The 19964-nt window shown below is 65.5% G+C and carries 15 protein-coding genes and 2 pseudogenes; 11 read left to right on the top strand and 6 right to left on the bottom strand.

The annotated features are described in order from the left end of the window. Nucleotides 1-134: 134 nt before the first annotated feature. From FCN77_RS20070 to FCN77_RS20030, 9 genes are all read left to right on the top strand, one after another. Nucleotides 135-950, top strand: a complete 816-nt coding sequence (locus FCN77_RS20070; protein WP_175417331.1) for an MBL fold metallo-hydrolase — start codon at nt 135-137, stop codon at nt 948-950. A 438-nt stretch (nt 951-1388) separates the two neighbouring features. After that, nucleotides 1389-1730, top strand: coding sequence for a hypothetical protein (locus tag FCN77_RS20065; protein ID WP_217496165.1), 342 nt, complete (start codon nt 1389-1391; stop codon nt 1728-1730). A gap of 160 nt (nt 1731-1890) precedes the next feature. Then, complete coding sequence (locus FCN77_RS20060) at nt 1891-4080, top strand: acyltransferase family protein (RefSeq protein WP_137323677.1); 2190 nt, start codon at nt 1891-1893, stop codon at nt 4078-4080. 711 nt (nt 4081-4791) lie between these two features. Further along, nucleotides 4792-6453 (top strand): S8 family serine peptidase, encoded by a 1662-nt coding sequence (locus FCN77_RS20055; protein ID WP_137323676.1) that lies wholly within the window; start codon nt 4792-4794, stop codon nt 6451-6453. Nucleotides 6454-6552: 99 nt separating this feature from the next. Next, nucleotides 6553-6852: a TetR/AcrR family transcriptional regulator C-terminal domain-containing protein gene (locus tag FCN77_RS27805; RefSeq protein ID WP_137324879.1), complete on the top strand. Its 300-nt coding sequence runs from the start codon at nt 6553-6555 to the stop codon at nt 6850-6852. A gap of 453 nt (nt 6853-7305) precedes the next feature. After that, a complete protein-coding gene (locus FCN77_RS20045) occupies nt 7306-7680 on the top strand; it encodes a cupin domain-containing protein (protein ID WP_137323675.1) in 375 nt (124 codons plus the stop codon). A gap of 160 nt (nt 7681-7840) precedes the next feature. Beyond that, nucleotides 7841-8656 carry an MBL fold metallo-hydrolase gene (locus FCN77_RS20040; RefSeq protein WP_175417330.1) on the top strand — a complete coding sequence of 272 codons (816 nt, stop codon included), beginning with the start codon at nt 7841-7843 and terminating at the stop codon, nt 8654-8656. Nucleotides 8657-8786: 130 nt separating this feature from the next. Further along, nucleotides 8787-11585: a S8 family serine peptidase gene (locus tag FCN77_RS20035; protein ID WP_137323673.1), complete on the top strand. Its 2799-nt coding sequence runs from the start codon at nt 8787-8789 to the stop codon at nt 11583-11585. A 159-nt stretch (nt 11586-11744) separates the two neighbouring features. Continuing rightward, nucleotides 11745-12314 carry a hypothetical protein gene (locus FCN77_RS20030; protein ID WP_137323672.1) on the top strand — a complete coding sequence of 190 codons (570 nt, stop codon included), beginning with the start codon at nt 11745-11747 and terminating at the stop codon, nt 12312-12314. A gap of 60 nt (nt 12315-12374) precedes the next feature. On the opposite strand, the gene FCN77_RS20025 is transcribed toward FCN77_RS20030, so the two are convergent. The 6 genes and pseudogenes from FCN77_RS20025 to FCN77_RS20000 all read right to left on the bottom strand — a co-directional run bounded on the left by FCN77_RS20025 (nt 12375) and on the right by FCN77_RS20000 (nt 16805). Beyond that, nucleotides 12375-13841: a multicopper oxidase family protein gene (locus tag FCN77_RS20025; protein ID WP_137323671.1), complete on the bottom strand. Its 1467-nt coding sequence runs from the start codon at nt 13839-13841 to the stop codon at nt 12375-12377. Between the two features lie 4 nt (nt 13842-13845). Next, nucleotides 13846-14103: pseudogene (locus FCN77_RS27095) on the bottom strand (SHOCT domain-containing protein); the annotation flags it as partial. A 137-nt stretch (nt 14104-14240) separates the two neighbouring features. After that, a pseudogene (locus FCN77_RS20015) lies at nt 14241-14561 on the bottom strand (four-helix bundle copper-binding protein); the annotation flags it as partial. Nucleotides 14562-14592: 31 nt separating this feature from the next. Further along, nucleotides 14593-15468, bottom strand: coding sequence for a F510_1955 family glycosylhydrolase (locus FCN77_RS20010; protein WP_137323670.1), 876 nt, complete (start codon nt 15466-15468; stop codon nt 14593-14595). 76 nt (nt 15469-15544) lie between these two features. Then, complete coding sequence (locus tag FCN77_RS20005; protein WP_137323669.1) at nt 15545-16177, bottom strand: DUF305 domain-containing protein; 633 nt, start codon at nt 16175-16177, stop codon at nt 15545-15547. Between the two features lie 133 nt (nt 16178-16310). Beyond that, nucleotides 16311-16805 (bottom strand): hypothetical protein, encoded by a 495-nt coding sequence (locus tag FCN77_RS20000; RefSeq protein WP_137323668.1) that lies wholly within the window; start codon nt 16803-16805, stop codon nt 16311-16313. 199 nt (nt 16806-17004) lie between these two features. On the opposite strand from FCN77_RS20000, the gene FCN77_RS19995 reads away from it, so the two are divergent. Together FCN77_RS19995 and FCN77_RS19990 are read left to right on the top strand one after the other, a co-directional pair. Beyond that, complete coding sequence (locus FCN77_RS19995; protein WP_175417328.1) at nt 17005-17265, top strand: SHOCT domain-containing protein; 261 nt, start codon at nt 17005-17007, stop codon at nt 17263-17265. 283 nt (nt 17266-17548) lie between these two features. Continuing rightward, nucleotides 17549-19957 (top strand): cation-translocating P-type ATPase, encoded by a 2409-nt coding sequence (locus FCN77_RS19990; protein ID WP_217496164.1) that lies wholly within the window; start codon nt 17549-17551, stop codon nt 19955-19957. Nucleotides 19958-19964 lie beyond the last annotated feature (7 nt).

The raw sequence follows: 19964 nt of genomic DNA, 5'->3' as shown, positions 1-19964 counted from the left end.
GTTTTCCTCCGTACCGGCCACCCTTTTGGTCCGGTTTGGTCCTTCGGCGCGGTCAGTTGTTCAGGCTCCTGCCAGCAAGGCGTGGGTAGAATCGAGGCTTAAGATCGCCGGAACGCATGAATACGGAGAACAGAATGTCGCGATGGATGGAGGCCGGCCAAGGCAACTATGTGCTGACCACCGAAGGCTCGAAGCTCAATACCGGACTCATAGTCGGCGCTGAACGCGCCATGGTGATCGACACCGGCGGGGGACCCCGGCAGGGCCGGGAAATCCTGGACGCCGTGCGGGAAAAGACCCAGCTGCCGCTGGTGGTGGTGAACACCCACGCCCACTACGACCACTTCTTCGGCAACGCGATCTTCGCGGACGACGGCGTGACGGAGTTCTATGCCCACCAGAACTGTGCGAGCGAGATTGAGGAAAACGGGGACCGGCAGCGCCGCATGGTCGCCACCCTGGAACCGGAAATGGCTGCAGGCGAAGGAGTCGACGCCGAGCTGGTGGTTCCCAACGCGATCGTGAAGGACCAGCCCGTCCTGGTGGACCTGGGCGGCCAGACTGTCACGCTGTTCTACCTGGGCCGGGGGCACACCGACGGTGACCTGCTGGTGGGAACGTCCACCACCCTGTACGCCGGGGACCTGGTGGAGCAGGGCGCGCATCCGTCGTTTGAGGATTCGTTCCCGGAGGAATGGGCGGACGCGCTCCGGCACCTGTCCGCGCTGCGGCACCGGTACGAGTTCCTGATCCCGGGCCACGGGGAACCCTGCAGCGACCAGTTCGTGAAGACCATGGCCAACACCATGTCCACGGCCGTGCGCCAAGCCTTCCAGTCCATCCGCGACACCCCCAGCGATGCCACCAAGGCGATCCCGGTACTGCCGTACGGTCCGGAACAGTCCCGCTGGTTCATCAAGCGCCTGCAGGAGACCCGGGCGCACCACTAGGTTTCAATTCCGCTGCCAGCGCGTCCAGTGCTCGGACCGTGAGGCAGAGGTAATTTCAAGCTTCGGGCTCGGTGGGGTAAGTCGTACCTTCGGCACGGCGCGATTCGATTGCTGGCTCGCATGGGTTCCACCTCGTCGGTGCTGCAGATGACCTGATGAGGGTTTCGACCTCGTAGTCCAGTAATCCTTAGCTTTCGCGGCATCCGATGTAGTCTCGGAATTCCAAATGCGCCTGATTCGGCATGTTCCGCAATCGGCGGCCGAAAGTTTCAGAGACTTCGCTCCTTTCAGAGGGCTCGGGGCATCGCTTCAGTTTTTGGAGCTTATCGGTCTTAGCCGCCGTTTACTATCCTCCAAGTCAGTTTCCGATGGTCGAAGAGCGACGTTAATGTACGGTCTCGGTACGATGTCGGCATGAGAGCATCCGAGGAACACAACTTGCACGATGACGAGACGCGTCGGCTCATGCGCGTACTTGAACAGAAGGAACGCGAGCTGGCGGGGTTGACGCCCACGGAATGGGGAGCAGTTTCGGCCGCCCAGGAAGCTGTGGTGGCCGCCAGATCGGCGCTGAACGAGCATGCCACGAGGAGCAAACACTTCGTGCGGAACTATCGAATTTTCGACCTCGATAGCGGTGCAGAGCTCGACCGCTTCACCATGGATTACGAAGTTGCGCCCTGGACCGCGTCCAAGCGCATGGCCGAGAAGCTGATCCAACGGTACGACCTGCAGGAACAGCAAGGAGATGGGACTTGGCTGTCCTATTACGCCGATTGAAGCGAAGCGGCGAAAACTAAGAAAGCCTATCCGCCCTAGTCCCTGCCCGCGGTTGAGCCGCCAGATGCGGAGCCGACAAACCAGATTTATGTGACACGGCCCGTTCGGTGTGTAAAACCGCGACAGTTACCATTGACGCAGGTCTCTAACGGGGGAAAACATGACAAGCATATTGATGGGGAACCGTCGCGCCTCGACGGCAAGCGCGAACCCGCCTCAAAAGAAGCGGGGGGTCCGGCGGGACATACAGGGTTTGCGTGCCATAGCTGTATTGGCCGTCATTGCCGATCATCTGTTCCATTGGCCCACCGGCGGTTTCGTGGGTGTGGACGTATTCTTCGTGATCTCGGGCTTCATCATCACGGGCGTCCTCCTCCGAGAGCACGACCGGACCGGACGAATCTCTTTCCCGGACTTCTACCGCCGCAGAGCCCGGCGCATCCTCCCACTGGCGGTGCTCGTTTTGCTCGCCACGGTCGTCGCCTCATATCTCTTGTTCAACATCGGGCGCACCAAGATCATCGCCGACGACGCCCTGTGGTCGTTGCTCTTCGGAGCCAACTGGCATTTCGCCGCCATCGGCACTGACTACATGAACGCCGGCGCGGCTCTCTCGCCCGTGCAACACTTCTGGTCTTTGGCGGTTGAGGAGCAGTTCTACTTCGTCTGGCCGTGGCTAATAGTGCTGGTGCTGGGAATCGTTGCAAGCCGTGCCGCGTGGAGCAGGATGACTGCCATGCGCATCCTTGGCTTTGCCCTGCTTGTCGTCACAGCTTTGTCCTTCGTTTTCGCCATATGGGAGACAAACACGTCCCCGACCGTTGCATACTTTTCAACGTTCTCGCGAGCCTGGGAGTTGGGAGTCGGCGCTCTGATAGCGCTGACAGCCAGCACGCTGGGGAAGATCCCGGCGTTCGTCCGTCCCATCCTGGCGTACATCGGTCTGGCTGGCATCGTGTACTCGCTCTTTTGGATCAATCCATCGACGCCGTTTCCCGGGCCTTGGGCTTTCCTGCCCGTAGTCTCTTCGGGCCTGGTTATCGCAGCGGGTTGCGGCGGTGGCCAGCGCTTCCTGACGCCGATCACGAACCGAGTGTCGAACTACGTTGGCGACATCTCGTACTCGCTCTACATGTGGCATTTTCCTTTGATCGTCATCGGTTCGGCTCTGGTGCCGGCGGGGCTGTGGTTTGACCTGGCTGCGTTGGTTGCCGTCCTAACCATCTCGTCGGTGTCCTATCACCTTCTTGAAGATCCGATCAGGCGTTCATCGTGGCTGGAACCGAAGAGCGTCAGGAAGCAGCTTGAGCCGCTCAAACTCAGTGCACTCCCTTACCTTTGCGTTCTCATGGTCATCACACTCGCCGTGGTCGGAGGGGCACTGTGGAACGACCACGCCAGAAGCCAGCCTCTACCGGCCGCGGCGCGTGTCCCAGTCGCGCCTCCGGCATTGACGAATGGCGTGCCAAGCGCTGTGGCCGCCCATGCCGCCAAGGTTCTGGCCGCTGCCACCGCTGCGGACTGGCCGGACCTGAAGCCCAAGATCGAGGAACTTGGGCCAGCTGCAAAGGCTCCGGAATGGGTGGATGACGGATGCCTAGGCCTCCAGGGGAAATCGATTTCGAACCCCATTGCCAATGCCCAACGGTGCGTCTACGGCCCGGCGGACGCTGCGAAGACGGCAGTTGTGGTCGGTGACTCGATGGCCATCAGTTACGTGCCCGGCATCCGGGAGGCTCTCGAACCCCGGGGCTACAAGGTTCTTGTCTACACGGTTCAACAGTGCCCCGCGGTCACGGTCACAATGCTCAATGATGATCGCTCGCCGCACCCGGAGTGCGACCCCTTCCGCGAGTGGGCACTCGGTGAAGTGAAAAAACTGCAGCCCGACCTAGTCATCATGACGAGCTCGGCCGGTGCCAGCGGAACACTGGCAAGTGGAGCAAAGGGCAGGGCGGCGATCGACGAGTGGAAGGATGGCGCCCTGAGGACCTTTACGGAATTGTCCGATGCAGCGAAGCGCGTCGTTGTCCTTGACCCTCCTCCCGGCGGGAAGAACCTTCAGGAGTGTAGGACTCTTGTAAGCAAGCCGGCCGACTGCGCTACTGTCGCGGATGAGCGGTACAACGACATTGCGAAGGCTACAAGTGAAGCTGCTCTGGCCTCACCGGCGAAACCAGCTGTTGAGATTGTGAACACGAAATCCTGGTTTTGCTCGCCAGAAAACGTGTGCCCGTCCTTCATCGGAACCGTGCCTGTCTATGCCGACACTGGCCACCTGACCGCGACGATGTCGAAGACCCTGAGCCCGGTATTTGTAGAAGCCCTCCAACTAGAACCGGCGAGTTAGTGTCCAGCGCCGGTAGAGGTTGATGAACTTACGCTGGTAGACGTACATTTAGCGCTCGGCGCGGTGAGCTGTCGAGGCGGCGTTGTAACGCTGGGCAGGGGTCTTGTCCACCGCGCCGTAGCTGCGGGACGTTCCGGGGAGATCTGCCAGTGTACTCGGCGGAGGGTTCGTCGTTTCCCAGCCGAGTCGTGCCGGGATGGTAGCGGACTGTCTCGAGCCGCTGGGGCGCGAGCGTCTCGAATCGGCGGCGGTGTAGCCTTCATGTAGGCCATCGGATTGCGTCCACGACGACGTCAACGATTTCGTTTCCGGTCTGATCGATGATCGTGGTGACATGATTGCCGATGATCGACAGACAAGTAACCAAACCTCGGAGCGCGCCATAAGTGGCATTTTGTACCCCGACAGGCGGTTGAGGCGCATGTTGCAGCTCGTTGACGCGGATTGGAATGTTGATTGCTCGTCGATGGGTTAGGCGGCGGGGCACAAATCAGGATCGAGTTTGCGATGCTGAGGCCACCCGCGTATTCGCTAGCCAACGCGGTTCTTGCCATGCTGAGGATTGGCAACGCAACGTCTCAGCCTGATTGGCCCCAACTCTCTCGCTATTACTAAAGTCGTTGTTACACTCATGCTTGACGCGGATTTCGCGGTCTCTGTTTCCCGCGGTTCGGCTCCTGGGGGTCGACGCCCGGCCCCTAGGATTTCGCGATGTTTGATGCCCTGCGCACACGTCTCTCCGCCCGTCTCCTGATTCCCGGTGTTATGGCACTGGTATGCGGCTCCGTGGTTGCGCTCCCGGCCGCAGCCGACGATGCGCCGGTGCTTCCGCCTGCACCTTCCGCGGGGCAGCATGCCAGCCCGGGTGTGGCCACCGACCAGTTCATCGTGCAGTTCAAGCCACCGGCCACCGCCGCCTCGGGCCTGCGCAAAGAGTCCTACGGCAAGGTCGCCAGGAACCTTGGTGTTCCCGTGGGCGACGTCCGCGGCACGTCCGGGGGAGCCCGCGTCCTGCGTGCCGGGCGCGCGCTCGCCGCGGCCGAAATCGAAACGGCGCTGGCGGCATTAAGGACCGACCCCGCCGTCGAGTACGCCGAGCCTGACACCCGGATGTACCCCACGGCCATCCCGAACGATCCGTACTACAGGCAGCAGTGGGGCCTGTGGGACTTTTCCGGCTCGATGAACATGCCCGATGCCTGGGCCGCCAACAAGGGTGCGGGCGTGGTGGTGGCGGTGGTGGACACCGGGATCACCAACCACCCGGACCTGAACGCGAATGTGCTCCCCGGCTACGACATGATGGCCGATCCTGCCGACTCCCGCGACTCCGACGGCCGCGACGCCAACCCGCGCGATGAAGGTGACTGGACCGCCGCGGGCATGTGCGGGGACGGGGCCGCGGCCAGCCCCTCGTCCTGGCACGGCACCCAGGTTGCCAGCATCATCGCTGCCACGGCCAACAACGGGACGGGCATCACCGGAGTGGCACCGGAGGCGAAGGTCCTGCCGGTCCGTGCGCTGGGTCCGTGCGGCGGCTACCTGTCGGACGTCACGGACGGAATCATCTGGGCCGCCGGCGGAACGGTCGCAGGCGCGCCCCTCAACCCCACCCCGGCCCGCGTCATCAACCTGAGCCTGGGCGCCACCCAGCCCTGTTCGCCCACCTTCCAGAATGCAGTGGACTTCGCCTACAACTCCGGGGCGGCCGTGGTGGCGGCGGCCGGCAACGAGGACCGACCGGCTGCCGACTCAAGCCCCGCCAACTGCCAGAACGTCATCTCCGTTGCCGCCGTTGCCCGCACGGGCCTGCTGACGCCGTACTCCAACTACGGGACCGCTGTTGACGTCGCGGCCCCGGGAGGGGACATGACCAACGCCGCTTCGGATGGAATCCTGGTGGCGTACAACCAGGGCACCCAGGCTGCGGCCGCCGAAGGGTACGCCTACTCCGCAGGGACCTCCATGGCCGCCCCGCACGCATCCGGACTGGCAGCGCTGCTGATGTCCCGGCTGGGGGACCTGGCAACCCCGGCAAATGTGGAAGCGAGGCTCAAGGCGACCGCCAGGAAGTATGCCTGGGCCTGCGCCACCAAGACGTGCGGAAGCGGCGTGCTGGACGGTCCCGCGGCACTGAACTTCCAGACCGACCGGGAAATCACCGGTACCGCGCCGACCATCGCCGGCGAGGCCGTCGTCGGAACTCACCTGACGGCCACCGTCACCGGGAGCCGGTCCTTCGGGAACAGCGTGTCCCTTACGTCGGCGCCAACGTCCGCGGTTGCGGCGGCTCCAGTGGTCCCGCCATACGACCCCTGGATTTCGGGACAGGCTATTGTTGGTGGCCTGCTGACCGCCGTCCCAGGGCCATGACGGCCGGGCCGGTCACCCTGACCTACCAGTGGCTCCGGTCCGGGCAGGCGATCCCGGGCGCCACCGCCGTCACCTACCGGGCCACGGAACCATCGCCAGCTGCTCCGCGACCATCCGTGGGCCATCACGCCGCTGATCGGGCACCCGTATCCGGGACCCAACGCGCTGCCCATCGGTGAAGCCGCGCTGCGCATCCTGCGGCGTGCGGGAATTACGGGGGATCCCGCCGTCGCCGCCTTCAGCGGAATAGTGGCACTGAACTACGGCTGGGCGACGTTCGTCCTCCGGTCCGATGAACCGCTACGGGAGCGAAGAGCACTACGAGCGGGCGCTGACTTGGTTGTTGGCCGGACTCGAGGCCGGGAGCCGGCTCTGACCGGCGGCGGCCCGGAATCTTGAGCGAAACGCCCGGGGGATCTTCAGCCAAACCTGAGTTTGGGTGCATAGGCTCAGTGCACACTCCGGACGAAAGGTGCTGAAATGACCCTTACCAGCTATCTCATGGGACTGTCCATCATGCTTGTCCCGATGGTGGCAGCCCTCGGTGCAGCCGCCGTCCTGACGCGGTTCCGATCTGGCCGGTAGTACCACTCGGGGCGCTGCGGATGCCTCCCGATCACACCATCCGGGGTCGCGACGTTGGGAGCACCGGGGGCACTGCTGACGCTTGAATGCCCAGCGGCCTTGCATATTGACATGGCCTACCCCTGAGAGCACGCTGATAGCGCTAGACGCGTGCTTGGCAGGCGCTGAACGGACATCGGCCCGTGCCTGCCGAACTCTCTTTCTCGGAGCATCTGATCGAGCCTCCGGATGAACAGTTGTAATCACTCCGCATTGAGGAGGGCAAAAATGCCCGCAGTGACTGTCAAGGCCCTTGAGTCGAAGTCATTTAACGAACCCGACGAAAAGCGCCGACCGCCGAAGACTGAGGTTGACGTGGTCACCCTCGGTGATACCACCTTGGGCAGGTTCACTTTTGAACCTGGCTGGCGGTGGTCCGAAACTGTCAAGACCGTGGTCAACACCGAAAGCTGCCAGAACAACCACCTGGGGTTCTGCACCGCAGGAACCATAACGGTGCAGATGGACGACGGAACGCGCACCACAATTCACGCAGGCGACGCCTATACAATTCCCCCCGGCCATGATGCCTGGGTGGAAGGTGATGAGACGTTTGTGGGCTACGAAATCATGAGTGCGGCCACCTACGCCAAGCCTGCCTAGTCCCCGAACAACGAAAACGTGAGCACCGGCCGACTGTGTTGGCCGGTGCTCACGTCGCTTTTTGGTCCGTCGCCGCGGGCAGTTGCTCAGGCTCCTGCCAGCAAGACGTGGGTAGAATCGAGGCTTAAGATCGCCGGAACGCATGAATACGGAGAACAGAATGTCGCGATGGATGGAGGCCGGCCAAGGCAACTATGTGCTGACCACCGAAGGCTCGAAGCTCAATACCGGACTCATAGTCGGCGCTGAACGCGCCATGGTGATCGACACCGGCGGGGGACCCCGGCAGGGCCGGGAAATCCTGGACGCCGTGCGGGAAAAGACCCAGCTGCCGCTGGTGGTGGTGAACACCCACGCCCACTACGACCACTTCTTCGGCAACGCGATCTTCGCGGACGACGGCGTGACGGAGTTCTATGCCCACCAGAACTGTGCGAGCGAGATTGAGGAAAACGGGGACCGGCAGCGCCGCATGGTCGCCACCCTGGAACCGGAAATGGCTGCAGGCGAAGGAGTCGACGCCGAGCTGGTGGTTCCCAACGCGATCGTGAAGGACCAGCCCGTCCTGGTGGACCTCGGCGGCCAGACTGTCACGCTGTTCTACCTGGGCCGGGGGCACACCGACGGTGACCTCCTGGTGGGAACGTCCACCACCCTGTACGCCGGCGACCTGGTGGAGCAGGGCGCGCATCCGTCGTTTGAGGATTCGTTCCCGGAGGAATGGGCCGACGCGCTCCGGCACCTGTCCGCGCTGCGGCACCGGTACGAGTTCCTGATCCCGGGCCACGGGGAACCCTGCAGCGACCAGTTCGTGAAGACCATGGCCAACACCATGAGCACCGCCGTCCGGCAGGCCTTCCAGTCCATCCGCGACACCCCCAGCGATGCCACCAAGGCGATCCCGGTACTGCCGTACGGTCCGGAACAGTCCCGCTGGTTCATCAAGCGCCTGCAGGAGACCCAAGCGCACCACTAAAAGAACTGGTGGCCTCAGGGGTCCAAATAAATAAAGCCGTTGTTACACTCATGCTTGACGCGGATTTCGCGGTCTCTGTTTCCCGCGGTCCGGCTCTTGGGGGTCGACGCCCGGCCCCTAGGATTTCGCGATGTTTGATGCACTGCGCACACCTCTGTCCGCCCGGCTCCTGATTCCCTGTGTTGTTGCACTGGTTTGCGGATCCGTGGTTTCGCTCCCGGCCGCAGCCGACGATTCGCCGGTGCTTCCGGTTGCACCTGCCCCGGGGCAGCATGCCGGCCCGGGTGCCGCCGGCTCTCACACAGCCACCGACCAGTTCATTGTGAAGTTCAAGGAACCGGCCACTGCCGCTTCGGGTCTGCGCACAGAGTCCTACGGCAAGGTGGCCAGGAACCTCGGTGTTCCCGTGAGCGACGTCCGCGGCACGTCCGGGGGAGCCCGCGTCCTGCGTGCCGAGCGCTCGCTCGCCGCGGCCGAAACGGAATCGGCGCTCGCAGCCCTGCGGACGGACCCCGCCGTCGAGTACGCCGAGCCCGACTCCCGGATGTACCCCACGGCCGTTCCGAACGATCCGCTCTACGGCCAGCAGTGGGGACTCTGGAACCTGCCCGGTGCGCTGAACATGCCCGATGCCTGGGCCGCCAACAAGGGTGCGGGCGTGGTGGTGGCGGCGGTGGACACCGGGATCACCAGCCACTCGGACCTGAACGCGAATGTGCTCCCCGGCTACGACATGATGTCCGATCCCGCAGACTCCCGCGACTCCGACGGCCGGGACGCCAACCCGCACGACGAAGGTGACTGGACCGCCGCGGGCATGTGCGGGGACGGCGCCGCGGCCAGCCCCTCGTCCTGGCACGGCACCCAGGTTGCAAGCATCATCGCCGCCACGGCCAACAACGGGACGGGCATCACCGGAGTGGCACCGGAGGCGAAGATCCTGCCGGTCCGTGCGCTGGGTCCGTGCGGCGGCTACCTGTCGGACGTCACGGACGGAATCATCTGGGCCGCCGGCGGAACGGTCGCAGGCGCGCCCCTCAACCCCACCCCGGCCCGCGTCATCAACCTGAGCCTGGGCGCCACCCAGCCCTGTTCGCCCACCTTCCAGAATGCAGTGGACTTCGCCTACAACTCCGGGGCGGCCGTGGTGGCGGCGGCCGGCAACGAGGACCGACCGGCTGCCGACTCAAGCCCCGCCAACTGCCAGAACGTCATCTCCGTTGCCGCCGTTGCCCGCACGGGCCTGCTGACGCCGTACTCCAACTACGGGACCGCTGTTGACGTCGCGGCCCCGGGAGGGGACATGACCAACGCCGCTTCGGATGGAATCCTGGTGGCGTACAACCAGGGCACCCAGGCTGCGGCCGCCGAAGGGTACGCCTACTCCGCAGGGACCTCCATGGCCGCCCCGCACGCATCCGGACTGGCAGCGCTGCTGATGTCCCGGCTGGGGGACCTGGCAACCCCGGCAAATGTGGAAACGAGGCTCAAAGCCACCGCCAGGAAGTACGCCTGGGCCTGCGCCACCAAGACGTGCGGAAGCGGCGTGCTGGACGGTCCCGCGGCACTCAACTTCCAGACCGACCGGGAAATCACCGGTACCGCGCCGACCATCGGCGGTGAGGCCGTCGTCGGAAATTCCCTCTGGGCCGATGCCCGCAACTGGACCCCCAGCGATATCACCTTTTCCTATCAGTGGTACCGGGACGGCACTCCCATCCAGGGAGCGCAGGCGTCGGGCTACGACATTCAAGCGGCCGACGTCGGGACTCACCTGACGGCCACCGTCACCGGGAGCCGTTTCTTCGGGAACAGCTTGTCCCTCACTTCGGCGCCAACGTCCGCGGTTGCGGCGGCCCCGGTGGTCCCGCCGTATGACCCCTGGATCTCGGGACAGGCCATTGTGGGTGGCCTGCTGACCGCCGTCCCAGGACCATGGCGGCCGGAGCCGGTCACCCTGGCCTACCAGTGGCTCCGGTCCGGGCAGGCGATCGCGGGCGCCGTCGCCAGCACTTACCAGGTTGCCGCTGAGGACATGGGACAGGCCCTCTCCGTCCGTGTCACCGGCACCAAGGACGCCTATATTTCGGCCCAGCGGACCAGTGCCGAGACTGCGCCGGTGGCAACGGGCGCAGTTCCGGCGCCGGTGCAGTTCACGGACAGGATCGGCACGTCCAATGACACGTACACGGTGCCCTCGACGGCGGGCGTGGAGTACCTGGTGGCGGGGAATGTGGTGCCGGCAGGGACTTACCCGGGCGCCGGCAGTGTCACCGTTTCTTCCCGGGCCACCGCCGGCTACGCCCTGGTGGACGGGAGCGTTACCGTATGGGGTTTCACCTTCGACCCGGTGGTGTTCAACGACGTTACCGAAGCCTCAGCCTTTTCCAAGGAGATCACCTGGCTGGCCCTGGCCGGGATCTCGGAGGGGTGGACGGAACCCGACGGCAGGCGCACCTACCGGGCGCTGCAGCCCATCAGCCGCGACGCGATGGCCGCGTTCCTGTACCGGATGGCGGGATCGCCGTCGTACACCCCGCCAGCTGTGTCACCGTTCGCGGACGTGTCCACCGGGCAGCAGTTCTACAAGGAGATGGCCTGGCTGGCCGACCGGAAGATCTCCACCGGCTGGACCGAGCCGGACGGGAACCGCAGCTACCGGCCACTGCAGACGATCAGCCGCGACGCGATGGCTGCGTTCCTGTACCGGATGGCGGGATCGCCGCCGTACACCCCGCCAGCGGCATCCCCCTTTATCGACGTGTCCACCGGACAGCAGTTCTACAAGGAGATGGCCTGGCTGGCACAGAACGGGATCTCCACCGGTTGGACGGAGGCCGGGGGAGCACGGTCCTACCGGCCGCTGCAGCCGGCCGCCCGCGATGCGATGGCGGCCTTCCTCTTCCGCCTGGACAACCTCATCCACTGAATTATTACGACGGAAAAGAGCATCGATAGGGCCGTTGTGCCCCTTTATTCCGGGCTGATCCGCGTTCACAAGTTTGTTACGAAAGTGGCAGGGTGCAACGTATGTGAGCAGTGATACATTCTGCTTGTGACAACTGGGGGAACAATAAGGAGACTGCCCATGTTTGAAGGTGTCCCCGACGAGGACGCGTGGCGCAACTGCACCACGCTCGAAGGCGCATGTGAACTGACGGCACGCTGGCTCGAGGGGAGCCTCAGCTACGTGCCCGGCTATACGGCGCCACAGTACGCCGGCGAGAACGGCCCGCTGAGTGAGGCCCTGGCCGCGATCAACCGGCTCGGCTTCCTCACGGATGACTCGCAGCCCGGCAAGGACGTCTCAGGCGGCAACGGGCAGCGCGCCTTTGTGACCGGCCGCTGCACGGAACAGGCAGCTGCCGTTATCTCCGCCGTCCTGGTGGAAACGGACCTGGTGGTGCTGGTCTTCCCTCCGGGCGAAGGCGGCAGCGGACAGATCTGCGTTACCCTCGACGGAGAGAGGGAGTTCACCTGGCTGGGCGGTTCAGGAGGGCCCTCCTACGCCCACGAGACCTACACAGACTGGACCAACGAAACCCTCGCGAAGGCGCTGAAGGAGTGCTGGGAACTCCAGATCTTTGATCCGGTCTGGGGCAGGAACGCCAAGCTGATTCCGCTGCTGCAGAAGGCGCTGATCACGGCGAAGAGCTGACGCCATTGTTGTGACCGTTGGCGGTACCCGGCAGCACCCGGCGCGCGTCGAGGGGAAGTCTCACCGCACCTCGACGACGCCCATCATTCCAAGGTCTTCGTGATCCAGGATGTGGCAGTGATAGGCGGAGCGTCCGCGGAAGTCCTTGAAAGCCACCCTGACCTTCACCCGCCCGTTTGCCGGTACGTTGACCACATCCTGCCAGACGGCGGTGCTCGTTTCTTTGCCGCTTTCCTCGATGATTTGCATCGGCCAGACGTGCAGGTGGAAGGGGTGGTCCATGGGACTGGTGTTGGTCAGTGTCCATTCTTCGACGTTACCGGCGGCCACAATTGTGTCCGTTCTGGTCTCATTGAATTCCCTCCCGTTGATGGTGAACCGCATCATGCCGCTGCCCATACCCATGCCCATTCCGGCGGCCAGGATGATCTGCCGGCGTGCGGAGACTACGGATGTCCGCAGATCTCCGGGCCCCTGATAGGCAGGTACAGCGGTCAGGGGCGCGGCCGGTTCGCCGGATACGCGGAGAGTGGCCAGTGCTGTGCCGTCCGGCTGGGCTCCAGGGGTCCGTGGTTCGGATCCCTGGCCCATCATTCCCGGCATGCTTCCCCGGTTTTGGTAGAACGCACGCAGGACGGAGCCGCCGGCTGCTGTGGTCACGAGGAGGTCTGCGCGGTTTCCGGGCGTGAGCAGCAATTCGTCCACAGTCTCCGGGGTGTGGAAGCGGCCGGAGTCCACGCCCAGGAGCTGCAGCTGCTGTCCGTCGAGCCGGAGCCGGAGGTAGCGGGCCACGCACGCGTTGACGATGCGCCACCGTTCCCGTTCTCCGGGGCGGGCCGTGAACTGCGGGTTGCTTTGGCCGTTGACCAGGATCAGTTCACCCTCGCGGCCCATCATCCGTTCCATCGCCGGGACCGCCGGGATGTTTCCCAGACTGTCCAGGGTGATGTCGGAAACCACCAGCACCCGCTCGGCGCTCGTCTCGATGGAGTTCGGGTCCTCGACGATGATCGCTCCGAAGAGGCCGCCGAAGATCTGGTCTGCGACCATGCCGTGATGGTGTGGGTGGTACCAGTACACGCCCGGGGGATGGTCCCCGGGAAGCTTGTATTCATAGTCGAAGGTGTCGCCGGGTTGCACGGAGATGAAGATATTGTCCCCGTTGCCCTCGGGGGAAACGTGAAGGCCATGCACGTGCAGGTTGGTGGCCTGGGCCAGATTGTTGACGAGCTTGATCTTCAGGACGTCACCTGCGCGTACGCGCAGTGTGGGGCCGGGGATGCCCCCGTTGTAGCCGAGAGCCGCGGCCTGCCGCCCGGCCAGCAGAATCTGTCCCGGCTTGGCTTCGAGCCGGACCTGCAGCTGCCCGTCAATGCTCCGTTCCTCCGGCGGCTGGGCCAGCTCGCCTCCGGCGACGGGGTCTGGAGGGGATGCCAGTGTCCAGATCAGCCCGGCCCCGCCAGCCGCCGTCACCGCGATGCCCACGCCGCCCAGAAGCAAGGCCTGGCGGCGGCTGATGGGCCGCACTACCGCCCTCACCGAGCACTTTGAGCTGTTCGCGGTACTGGTCCGCGGTCAGCTCACCTCTCGCGAAGCGTTCATCGAGGATCTGCCGGGCCCTGCTTCCTCCCATGGGCGGCGGACCGCCGGGCCCTCCCGGCCCGTAACCGCCGCGGAGGCCGCCGCCAGCGACCCGCACGGCCAGCAGCACCAGAAGCGCAATCCCGATGAGCAGGAGAGGGCCCCAGAGCCACATCCACCCCATGCCCTGTCCGTAACCCCACATCATGACCGGCACCTTCCGCTTCGCGTAATTGGTACTCTGATTCTTCGCGGGGCGTCCGCTGAGGGCTAGAGTCCGAGGTCCCGGCCCCCGGGGCTGGTGTTCGGCGCGTCCGACCCGGCCAACGGAAGGACGGTGCGTGTTCAGGCCGACGCGGCCAGGAGGGAAGCGCAGGCCGCTTCACAGCGACGGCAGGCCTCGGCGCAGATCCTGCAGTGTTCGTGCATGCCGGCGTGCCGTTCACACTCATTGGCGCACGCGGCACAGGCGGTGCGGCAGGCCTCCAGGACTGCGCGGTGAACGCCCGGGTTGGACGCTGTTTGGCGGGTCAGGATGGTGCCGGTGGCTGCGCAGATGTCAGCGCAGTCCAAGTCCGTGCGGATGCATGCGGCGAGGTCGGCGACCATGTCCTCGGCCAGACATGCGTCCGCGCAGGCTGTGCAGGTCTGGGCGCACTGGAAGCACACGATGAGGAGATCGGGGGAAGAACAGCGCTTAGGAGGCGTCTGCGGGCACGAACGTGACTCCGCCGTCGGTGGAGACGACAAGCCCGTCGGCGGTGGCGGCCCAGATCGAGGGGCGATCGCCCTTGACCGCCGCCACAGCCTGGACCGCGCCCTTGATCCGGCCCTTTCGGGTCCAGGTCGCGCCGGCGTCCGCGGAGTAGTGGACAGTCCCGTCGTGTTCGACGCCGACGGCCTCTGCGGGGCTGGCGAAGGCGGCGAACTGGATCACAGGTCCGGAGTTCACGGCGCTCCAGGTTTGACCGCCGTCGGTGGAGCGGCGGATCCCTTGCGGGGTGGTGGCCAGGACAGTGTTGCCGGTCGGGCTTCCGGCGAGGGCGGCCGGGACGAAATCCACGGCCACCGTGTTCCAGGTTTTCCCGTCCGGGCTGGTGCGCAGTGTGCCGTCAAAGCCGATGATTCCGGATTTGGTGGCGGTGAGTGCGTGGAAGTCGGATTCGCCTTGCCGGGAGAGCTGTTCCCAGGTTTTACCGGCGTCGGTGGATCTGATCAGCCCGAGCGGGTTGGGAAGGCCGGAGCCTTCGCCAGGGTGTCCGGAAGCGTAGAGGACGCCGTGGTCGGTGCCACCGGTGAAGCCCATCAGGTCGTTGGTGGCGCCGACTTTGGCGGCGGGCTGTTTCGTCATGTCGAACAGGCCGTCGTGGGTGGCAAGGAGTACCTGGCCGGTTTGGCTGCTGACGCTCAGGCCGTGAATGTGGGCGTCAGGCATGGGGCTGCCGGTGCTGCTGGCCGGGGCGGGTCCTGCCGGGACGGAGGACGGGCTGCATGCTGACAGGGCAAGAATGAGGCCGGCGCCGGCTGCGAGGCCAGCCGTGGCGCGGACCCGGGGACGGGAGGGATCGGGCATGGGGGCTCCAGGGATTCAGATTGTGAGATGGCGGGGATGGCGCCGGCCCGTGAGGGCCGGCGCCGGAGGACACCGGTCAGAGGGCGGCCAGCAGGTCCTGCATTTCCTTGATTTCAGCTTCCTGGGCGGTCACGATGTCTTTGCTGAGTTGCATCGCGTCGCCGTTCTTTCCCTGGGAAGTTTCGGTCTTGGCCACCATCACGGCGCCTTCATGGTGGGCAATCATCTGCTTCAGGAAGAGCTTGGCCGCTTCGGTGCCTTGGGCCGCTTCGAGCTGCTTCAGGTCATCCTCGCCCATCATGCCGTCCATGGTGTGGCCGGCGCCCATGGTCGCGGATTCGTTCCAGCCCTTGAGCCAGCCGGTCATCGTTTCGATCTCCGGCGCCTGGGCCGCCTTGATCCTGGTGGCCAGGTCAGTCACGGCAGCGGGGATGTCCTTCTTCCCGAGCATCATCTCGCTCATTTCCACGGCCTGTTCGTGGTGCGGAATCATTCCCTGGGCGAACATGGTGTCGGCCGCGTTGTGTTCGGCCGCGGCAGCCGGTGCACTGCCGGACATCATCCCCGAGCCCATGCCCGGCATGGAGCTGCCGGAGGAAGCGGAGCTGGAGGTGGCGGAGGATCCGGACGGCCCGGTTGAGCATCCGGCGAGGGCGAGTGCCGCGGCGACGGCAGTGGCGGAAAGGGTCAGAAATTTCTTGGTCATCATTGGTATTCAAGTCCTTCAAGGCATCAGCGGGCGCGTGGGCGCCCGGGGGTTGTGTGCATCTGTGATGCTTCCGGCTCAGGGGAGAGCCGGGCAGGGAGCGGCGCCGGTCAGGGTCACAGCGCGCGGCCCTGTTTTACGTTCTGCTGATGCAGAGATCGCCCGGTGAAGGACTGCCGGGAAGATAGGACCACCGCGTGCTGATCGCGGCGGGGGCCCCTGTGTTCGGTTTGCGGAAGCTGACTCCTGTCGCTGGCAGCGGTGCGGTCAGGGAGCCGGTCTTTACTGACGGCGTGCAGGACGCGGACATGGCCTGCATGCTGCTGCAGTTTCCCGAGCCCGTGCACTGCACCTTCCCGGTAGCTGACTGATCATCCGGCCCGGAAGTGGCCGGGGCGTCGGGAGTGTCGGGGGCGAAAAGTGATCCGGAAGCATGTTCTGGCGTGCGGCCGGCAGCGGACGATTCGTGATGTGCGCCAAGGGCTGCCGCCGCCGTGGCCGGGGAGTGCAGGGCGTGGGTGGCGGTCATGACATGCATACCGAAAATCCCGGCAATCAGGGCCAGAACTGCGGCGAAAAGGCCCGCACGGCGAAGGAACGCCATCACGCAGGCGGGTGCCGGTGCGGTCATGACGGTCCTCCTTACCGATCCAGGCTTCTGTTCAAAGAATACCGGCCCGCCGGCCGGGCATTGACTCACAGGTGGAACGGCCCTGCACAAACAACGGCCGGCCGGGGCGAGGGGACCAAAGACTCTGACGCCGCAGGCCGCCCGGGACGATAGTGAGCCCCAGGGCACTGGTGCATCCGAGCGCAGGGAGGAAACAACGATGATGTATTGGGACGGGAACATGGGCGTCTGGGGTTACATCCTGATGGGGGTGGGCTTTGTCCTGTTCTGGGCCGCCATCATCACCGCCATCATCCTTTTCGCCCGTTCCATGGGAGCGGGCGGTCGGCGGTACGCGGGAGGCGCACCGGGCGCCGGCGTCGCGGAGAACCTGCTCGCAGAAAGGTTTGCTCGCGGTGAAATCGACGAGACCGAGTACACCGCCCGGCTCACTGTGCTCCGCCGGGGCCGTGGAGGGTGACACACCGGACTGTCCGCCAGGTCAGGCCCGAGACCTTGACGTATACCCCTAGGGGTATACGTTCGGTTTAACCGGAAAACGACGTCCCGGGCGAAAGCTCATACGCAGTGAAGGTCCGGCAACGGGGTTGATTGAGCCCGCTGCCCCGCCCGAATCCGTCAATCGCAAAAGGACGCGCCATGCCTGCTGAGCCCAAGCCCGCTCAACCACCGGCACAGGCCAATCACCGAAGCCTGCCTGCTTTCCGGAACGCTCCGGCAGCAGCGGTGCCGAAGGAGGAGCAGTGACCACAACTCTGAAACGCACCGTCGTGGAAGTCCGCGGCCTGCACTGGGCCACCTCCAAGGCGGCCGTGGAACGGGTGCTGCTTCAGCGGCCCGGAGTCGCCTCCGTCGACGCGAACCCGGTGGCCCAGACCGCGACCGTGAGCTTCGACCCTTCCGTGACCTCCGTGGAACAGATCTCCGGGTGGGTGCGGGACTGCGGATACCACTGCCGGGGCGAATCGGTGCCCAACCACGTCTGCTACCCGATGGACGAAACCATGCACACTGCCGGGATGAAGCATGACACCGCCACGAAGGCAGGGCCCGGCCCTGACCAGCACGGCGGGATGCCCCGGACCCCCCAGGACATGATGGGCCACGGCGGACACCACGCCGGAATGTCCATGGATGACATGGTCAAGGACATGCGCAACCGGTTCCTGGTCGCCGCGGTCCTCTCAATCGGCGTGACCCTGTGGTCCCCGATGGGCCGGGACATGTTCGGCTTCACCGCACCAGCGCCGTTCGGGCTCCGTGACGACGTGATGGCCCTGATCCTGTCCCTGCCGGTCATCTTCTACTCGGCGTGGATCTTCTTCGACGGCGCCTACCGGGCGCTGAAGGCACGCACGCTGGACATGATGGTCCTGGTCGCGATCGCCGTGGGCACCGGCTGGCTTTACAGCGCCGGGGTGACCCTCACCGGCGGCGGTGAAGTGTTCTACGAAGCCGCCACCGTCCTGACCTCCTTCGTGCTGCTGGGCCACTGGTTCGAGATGCGCGCACGCGGCGGCGCGAACGAGGCCATCCGCACCCTGCTCGAGCTTGCCCCGCCGGTCGCCGTCGTGATCCGCGACGGCGAGACAGCCGAGATCCCCACCTCCGAAGTGCAGACCGGTGACCTGCTGCTGATCCGGCCGGGGTCAAAAATCCCTGTTGACGGGGAAGTGGAGGACGGCCAGTCCGAGGTCGATGAGTCCATGGTCACCGGCGAGAGCCTCCCGGTAACCAAGACCATCGGCTCCGAAGTGATCGGTGCATCCATCAACACCACCGGCACGATGCGGGTCCGGGCCACCAAAGTCGGAGCCGACACCGCCCTGGCGCAGATCGTGGCCCTCGTCCAGGAAGCCCAGAACTCCAAGGCGCCAGGCCAGCGGCTGGCCGACAGGGCCGCGTTCTGGCTGGTCCTGGTGGCCCTGATCGGCGGGACGGTGACGTTCGCCGCCTGGCTCGCCCTCGGCGTCGGCGTCCAGGCGGCCCTGCTGTTCGCCATCACCGTTGTTGTTATCACCTGCCCCGACGCGCTGGGCCTCGCCACACCGACAGCCATCATGGTGGGCACTGGCCTCGGCGCCAAACGGGGCGTCCTGTTCAAGAACGCCACCGCCCTGGAGGTGTCCGCCCGGATTGACACCGTGGTGATGGACAAGACCGGCACCCTGACCAAGGGCGAACCGGAAGTGACCGACGTCGTCGTTGACGGAATGAGCGAAAGCGAACTCCTGGCGCTGGCTGCCGCGGTGGAGCAGGAATCCGAACACCCGCTCGCTGCGGCCGTGGTCCGGCACGCCCGCGAGCACGGCGCACCCGTGCTGGCTGCCTCGGACTTCCTGAATGTCCCCGGCCACGGGGCAGGCGCCACCGTGGACGGACACCGGGTGCTGGTGGGCAACCGCAAACTGATGGCCAACGAAGGCATCGACCTCGGCCCGCTGGCCGCGGTCCGCGACGAGCTTGCGGCCACCGGAAGGACCGCCGTGCTGGTCGCCGTGGACGGCCGGGCAGCGGCGGTGATCGCGTTGGCGGACGCCGCGAGGGAAACCGCAGCCGCCGCCGTCGCAGCCCTGCACGAGGCAGGGATCGAAGTGGTCATGCTCACGGGGGACAACCAAGCCACCGCCCAGCGGATCGCCGGGCAGCTGGGCATCGACACCGTCATCGCCGAGGTGCTCCCCGGAGACAAGTCGGCGAAGATCGCCGAGCTGCAGCAGCGCGGACGGGTGGCCATGGTGGGCGACGGCGTCAACGACGCCCCGGCCCTGGCCCAGGCCGACCTCGGCATCGCGATCGGCGCCGGCACCGACGTTGCCATCGAAACGGCCGACGTCGTACTCATGCGCTCGGACCCGCTGGATGTGCCGATCGCCCTGCGGATCGGCAAAGGCACCCTGCGCAAAATGCGCCAGAACCTGGGCTGGGCCGTGGGGTACAACGCGATAGCGCTCCCCATCGCGGCAGGAGTCTTCGCCTTCGCCGGGATCGTGCTCAGCCCGGAGATCGCGGCCCTGTCGATGTCCGGTTCCAGCTTCCTCGTCGCGGTCAACGCCCTGCTGCTCAAGAGGCTCAGGCTGCCCCGCCCGGAAGCACCCGAAGCCACCGCCGCGCGCGCCACCCGGCCGCTGGCCCCGGCCGGGACACGCTAGGCCACCC

The sequence above is a fragment of the Arthrobacter sp. 24S4-2 genome, from assembly GCF_005280255.1.
Lineage (GTDB): Bacteria > Actinomycetota > Actinomycetes > Actinomycetales > Micrococcaceae > Arthrobacter.
This window is presented reverse-complemented; position numbering and strand designations above follow the sequence as displayed.

Excerpts from the sequence above, each read along its gene's own strand:
- FCN77_RS20070 (WP_175417331.1), top strand. The coding sequence starts at position 135 with ATGTCGCGATGGATGGAGGCCGGCCAAGGCAACTATGTGCTGACCACC.
- FCN77_RS20060 (WP_137323677.1), top strand. The coding sequence starts at position 1,891 with ATGACAAGCATATTGATGGGGAACCGTCGCGCCTCGACGGCAAGCGCG.
- FCN77_RS20055 (WP_137323676.1), top strand. The coding sequence starts at position 4,792 with ATGTTTGATGCCCTGCGCACACGTCTCTCCGCCCGTCTCCTGATTCCC.
- FCN77_RS20045 (WP_137323675.1), top strand. The coding sequence starts at position 7,306 with ATGCCCGCAGTGACTGTCAAGGCCCTTGAGTCGAAGTCATTTAACGAA.
- FCN77_RS20040 (WP_175417330.1), top strand. The coding sequence starts at position 7,841 with ATGTCGCGATGGATGGAGGCCGGCCAAGGCAACTATGTGCTGACCACC.
- FCN77_RS20035 (WP_137323673.1), top strand. The coding sequence starts at position 8,787 with ATGTTTGATGCACTGCGCACACCTCTGTCCGCCCGGCTCCTGATTCCC.
- FCN77_RS20030 (WP_137323672.1), top strand. The coding sequence starts at position 11,745 with ATGTTTGAAGGTGTCCCCGACGAGGACGCGTGGCGCAACTGCACCACG.
- FCN77_RS20010 (WP_137323670.1), bottom strand. The coding sequence starts at position 15,468 with ATGCCCGATCCCTCCCGTCCCCGGGTCCGCGCCACGGCTGGCCTCGCA.
- FCN77_RS20005 (WP_137323669.1), bottom strand. The coding sequence starts at position 16,177 with ATGATGACCAAGAAATTTCTGACCCTTTCCGCCACTGCCGTCGCCGCG.
- FCN77_RS20000 (WP_137323668.1), bottom strand. The coding sequence starts at position 16,805 with ATGACCGCACCGGCACCCGCCTGCGTGATGGCGTTCCTTCGCCGTGCG.
- FCN77_RS19995 (WP_175417328.1), top strand. The coding sequence starts at position 17,005 with ATGATGTATTGGGACGGGAACATGGGCGTCTGGGGTTACATCCTGATG.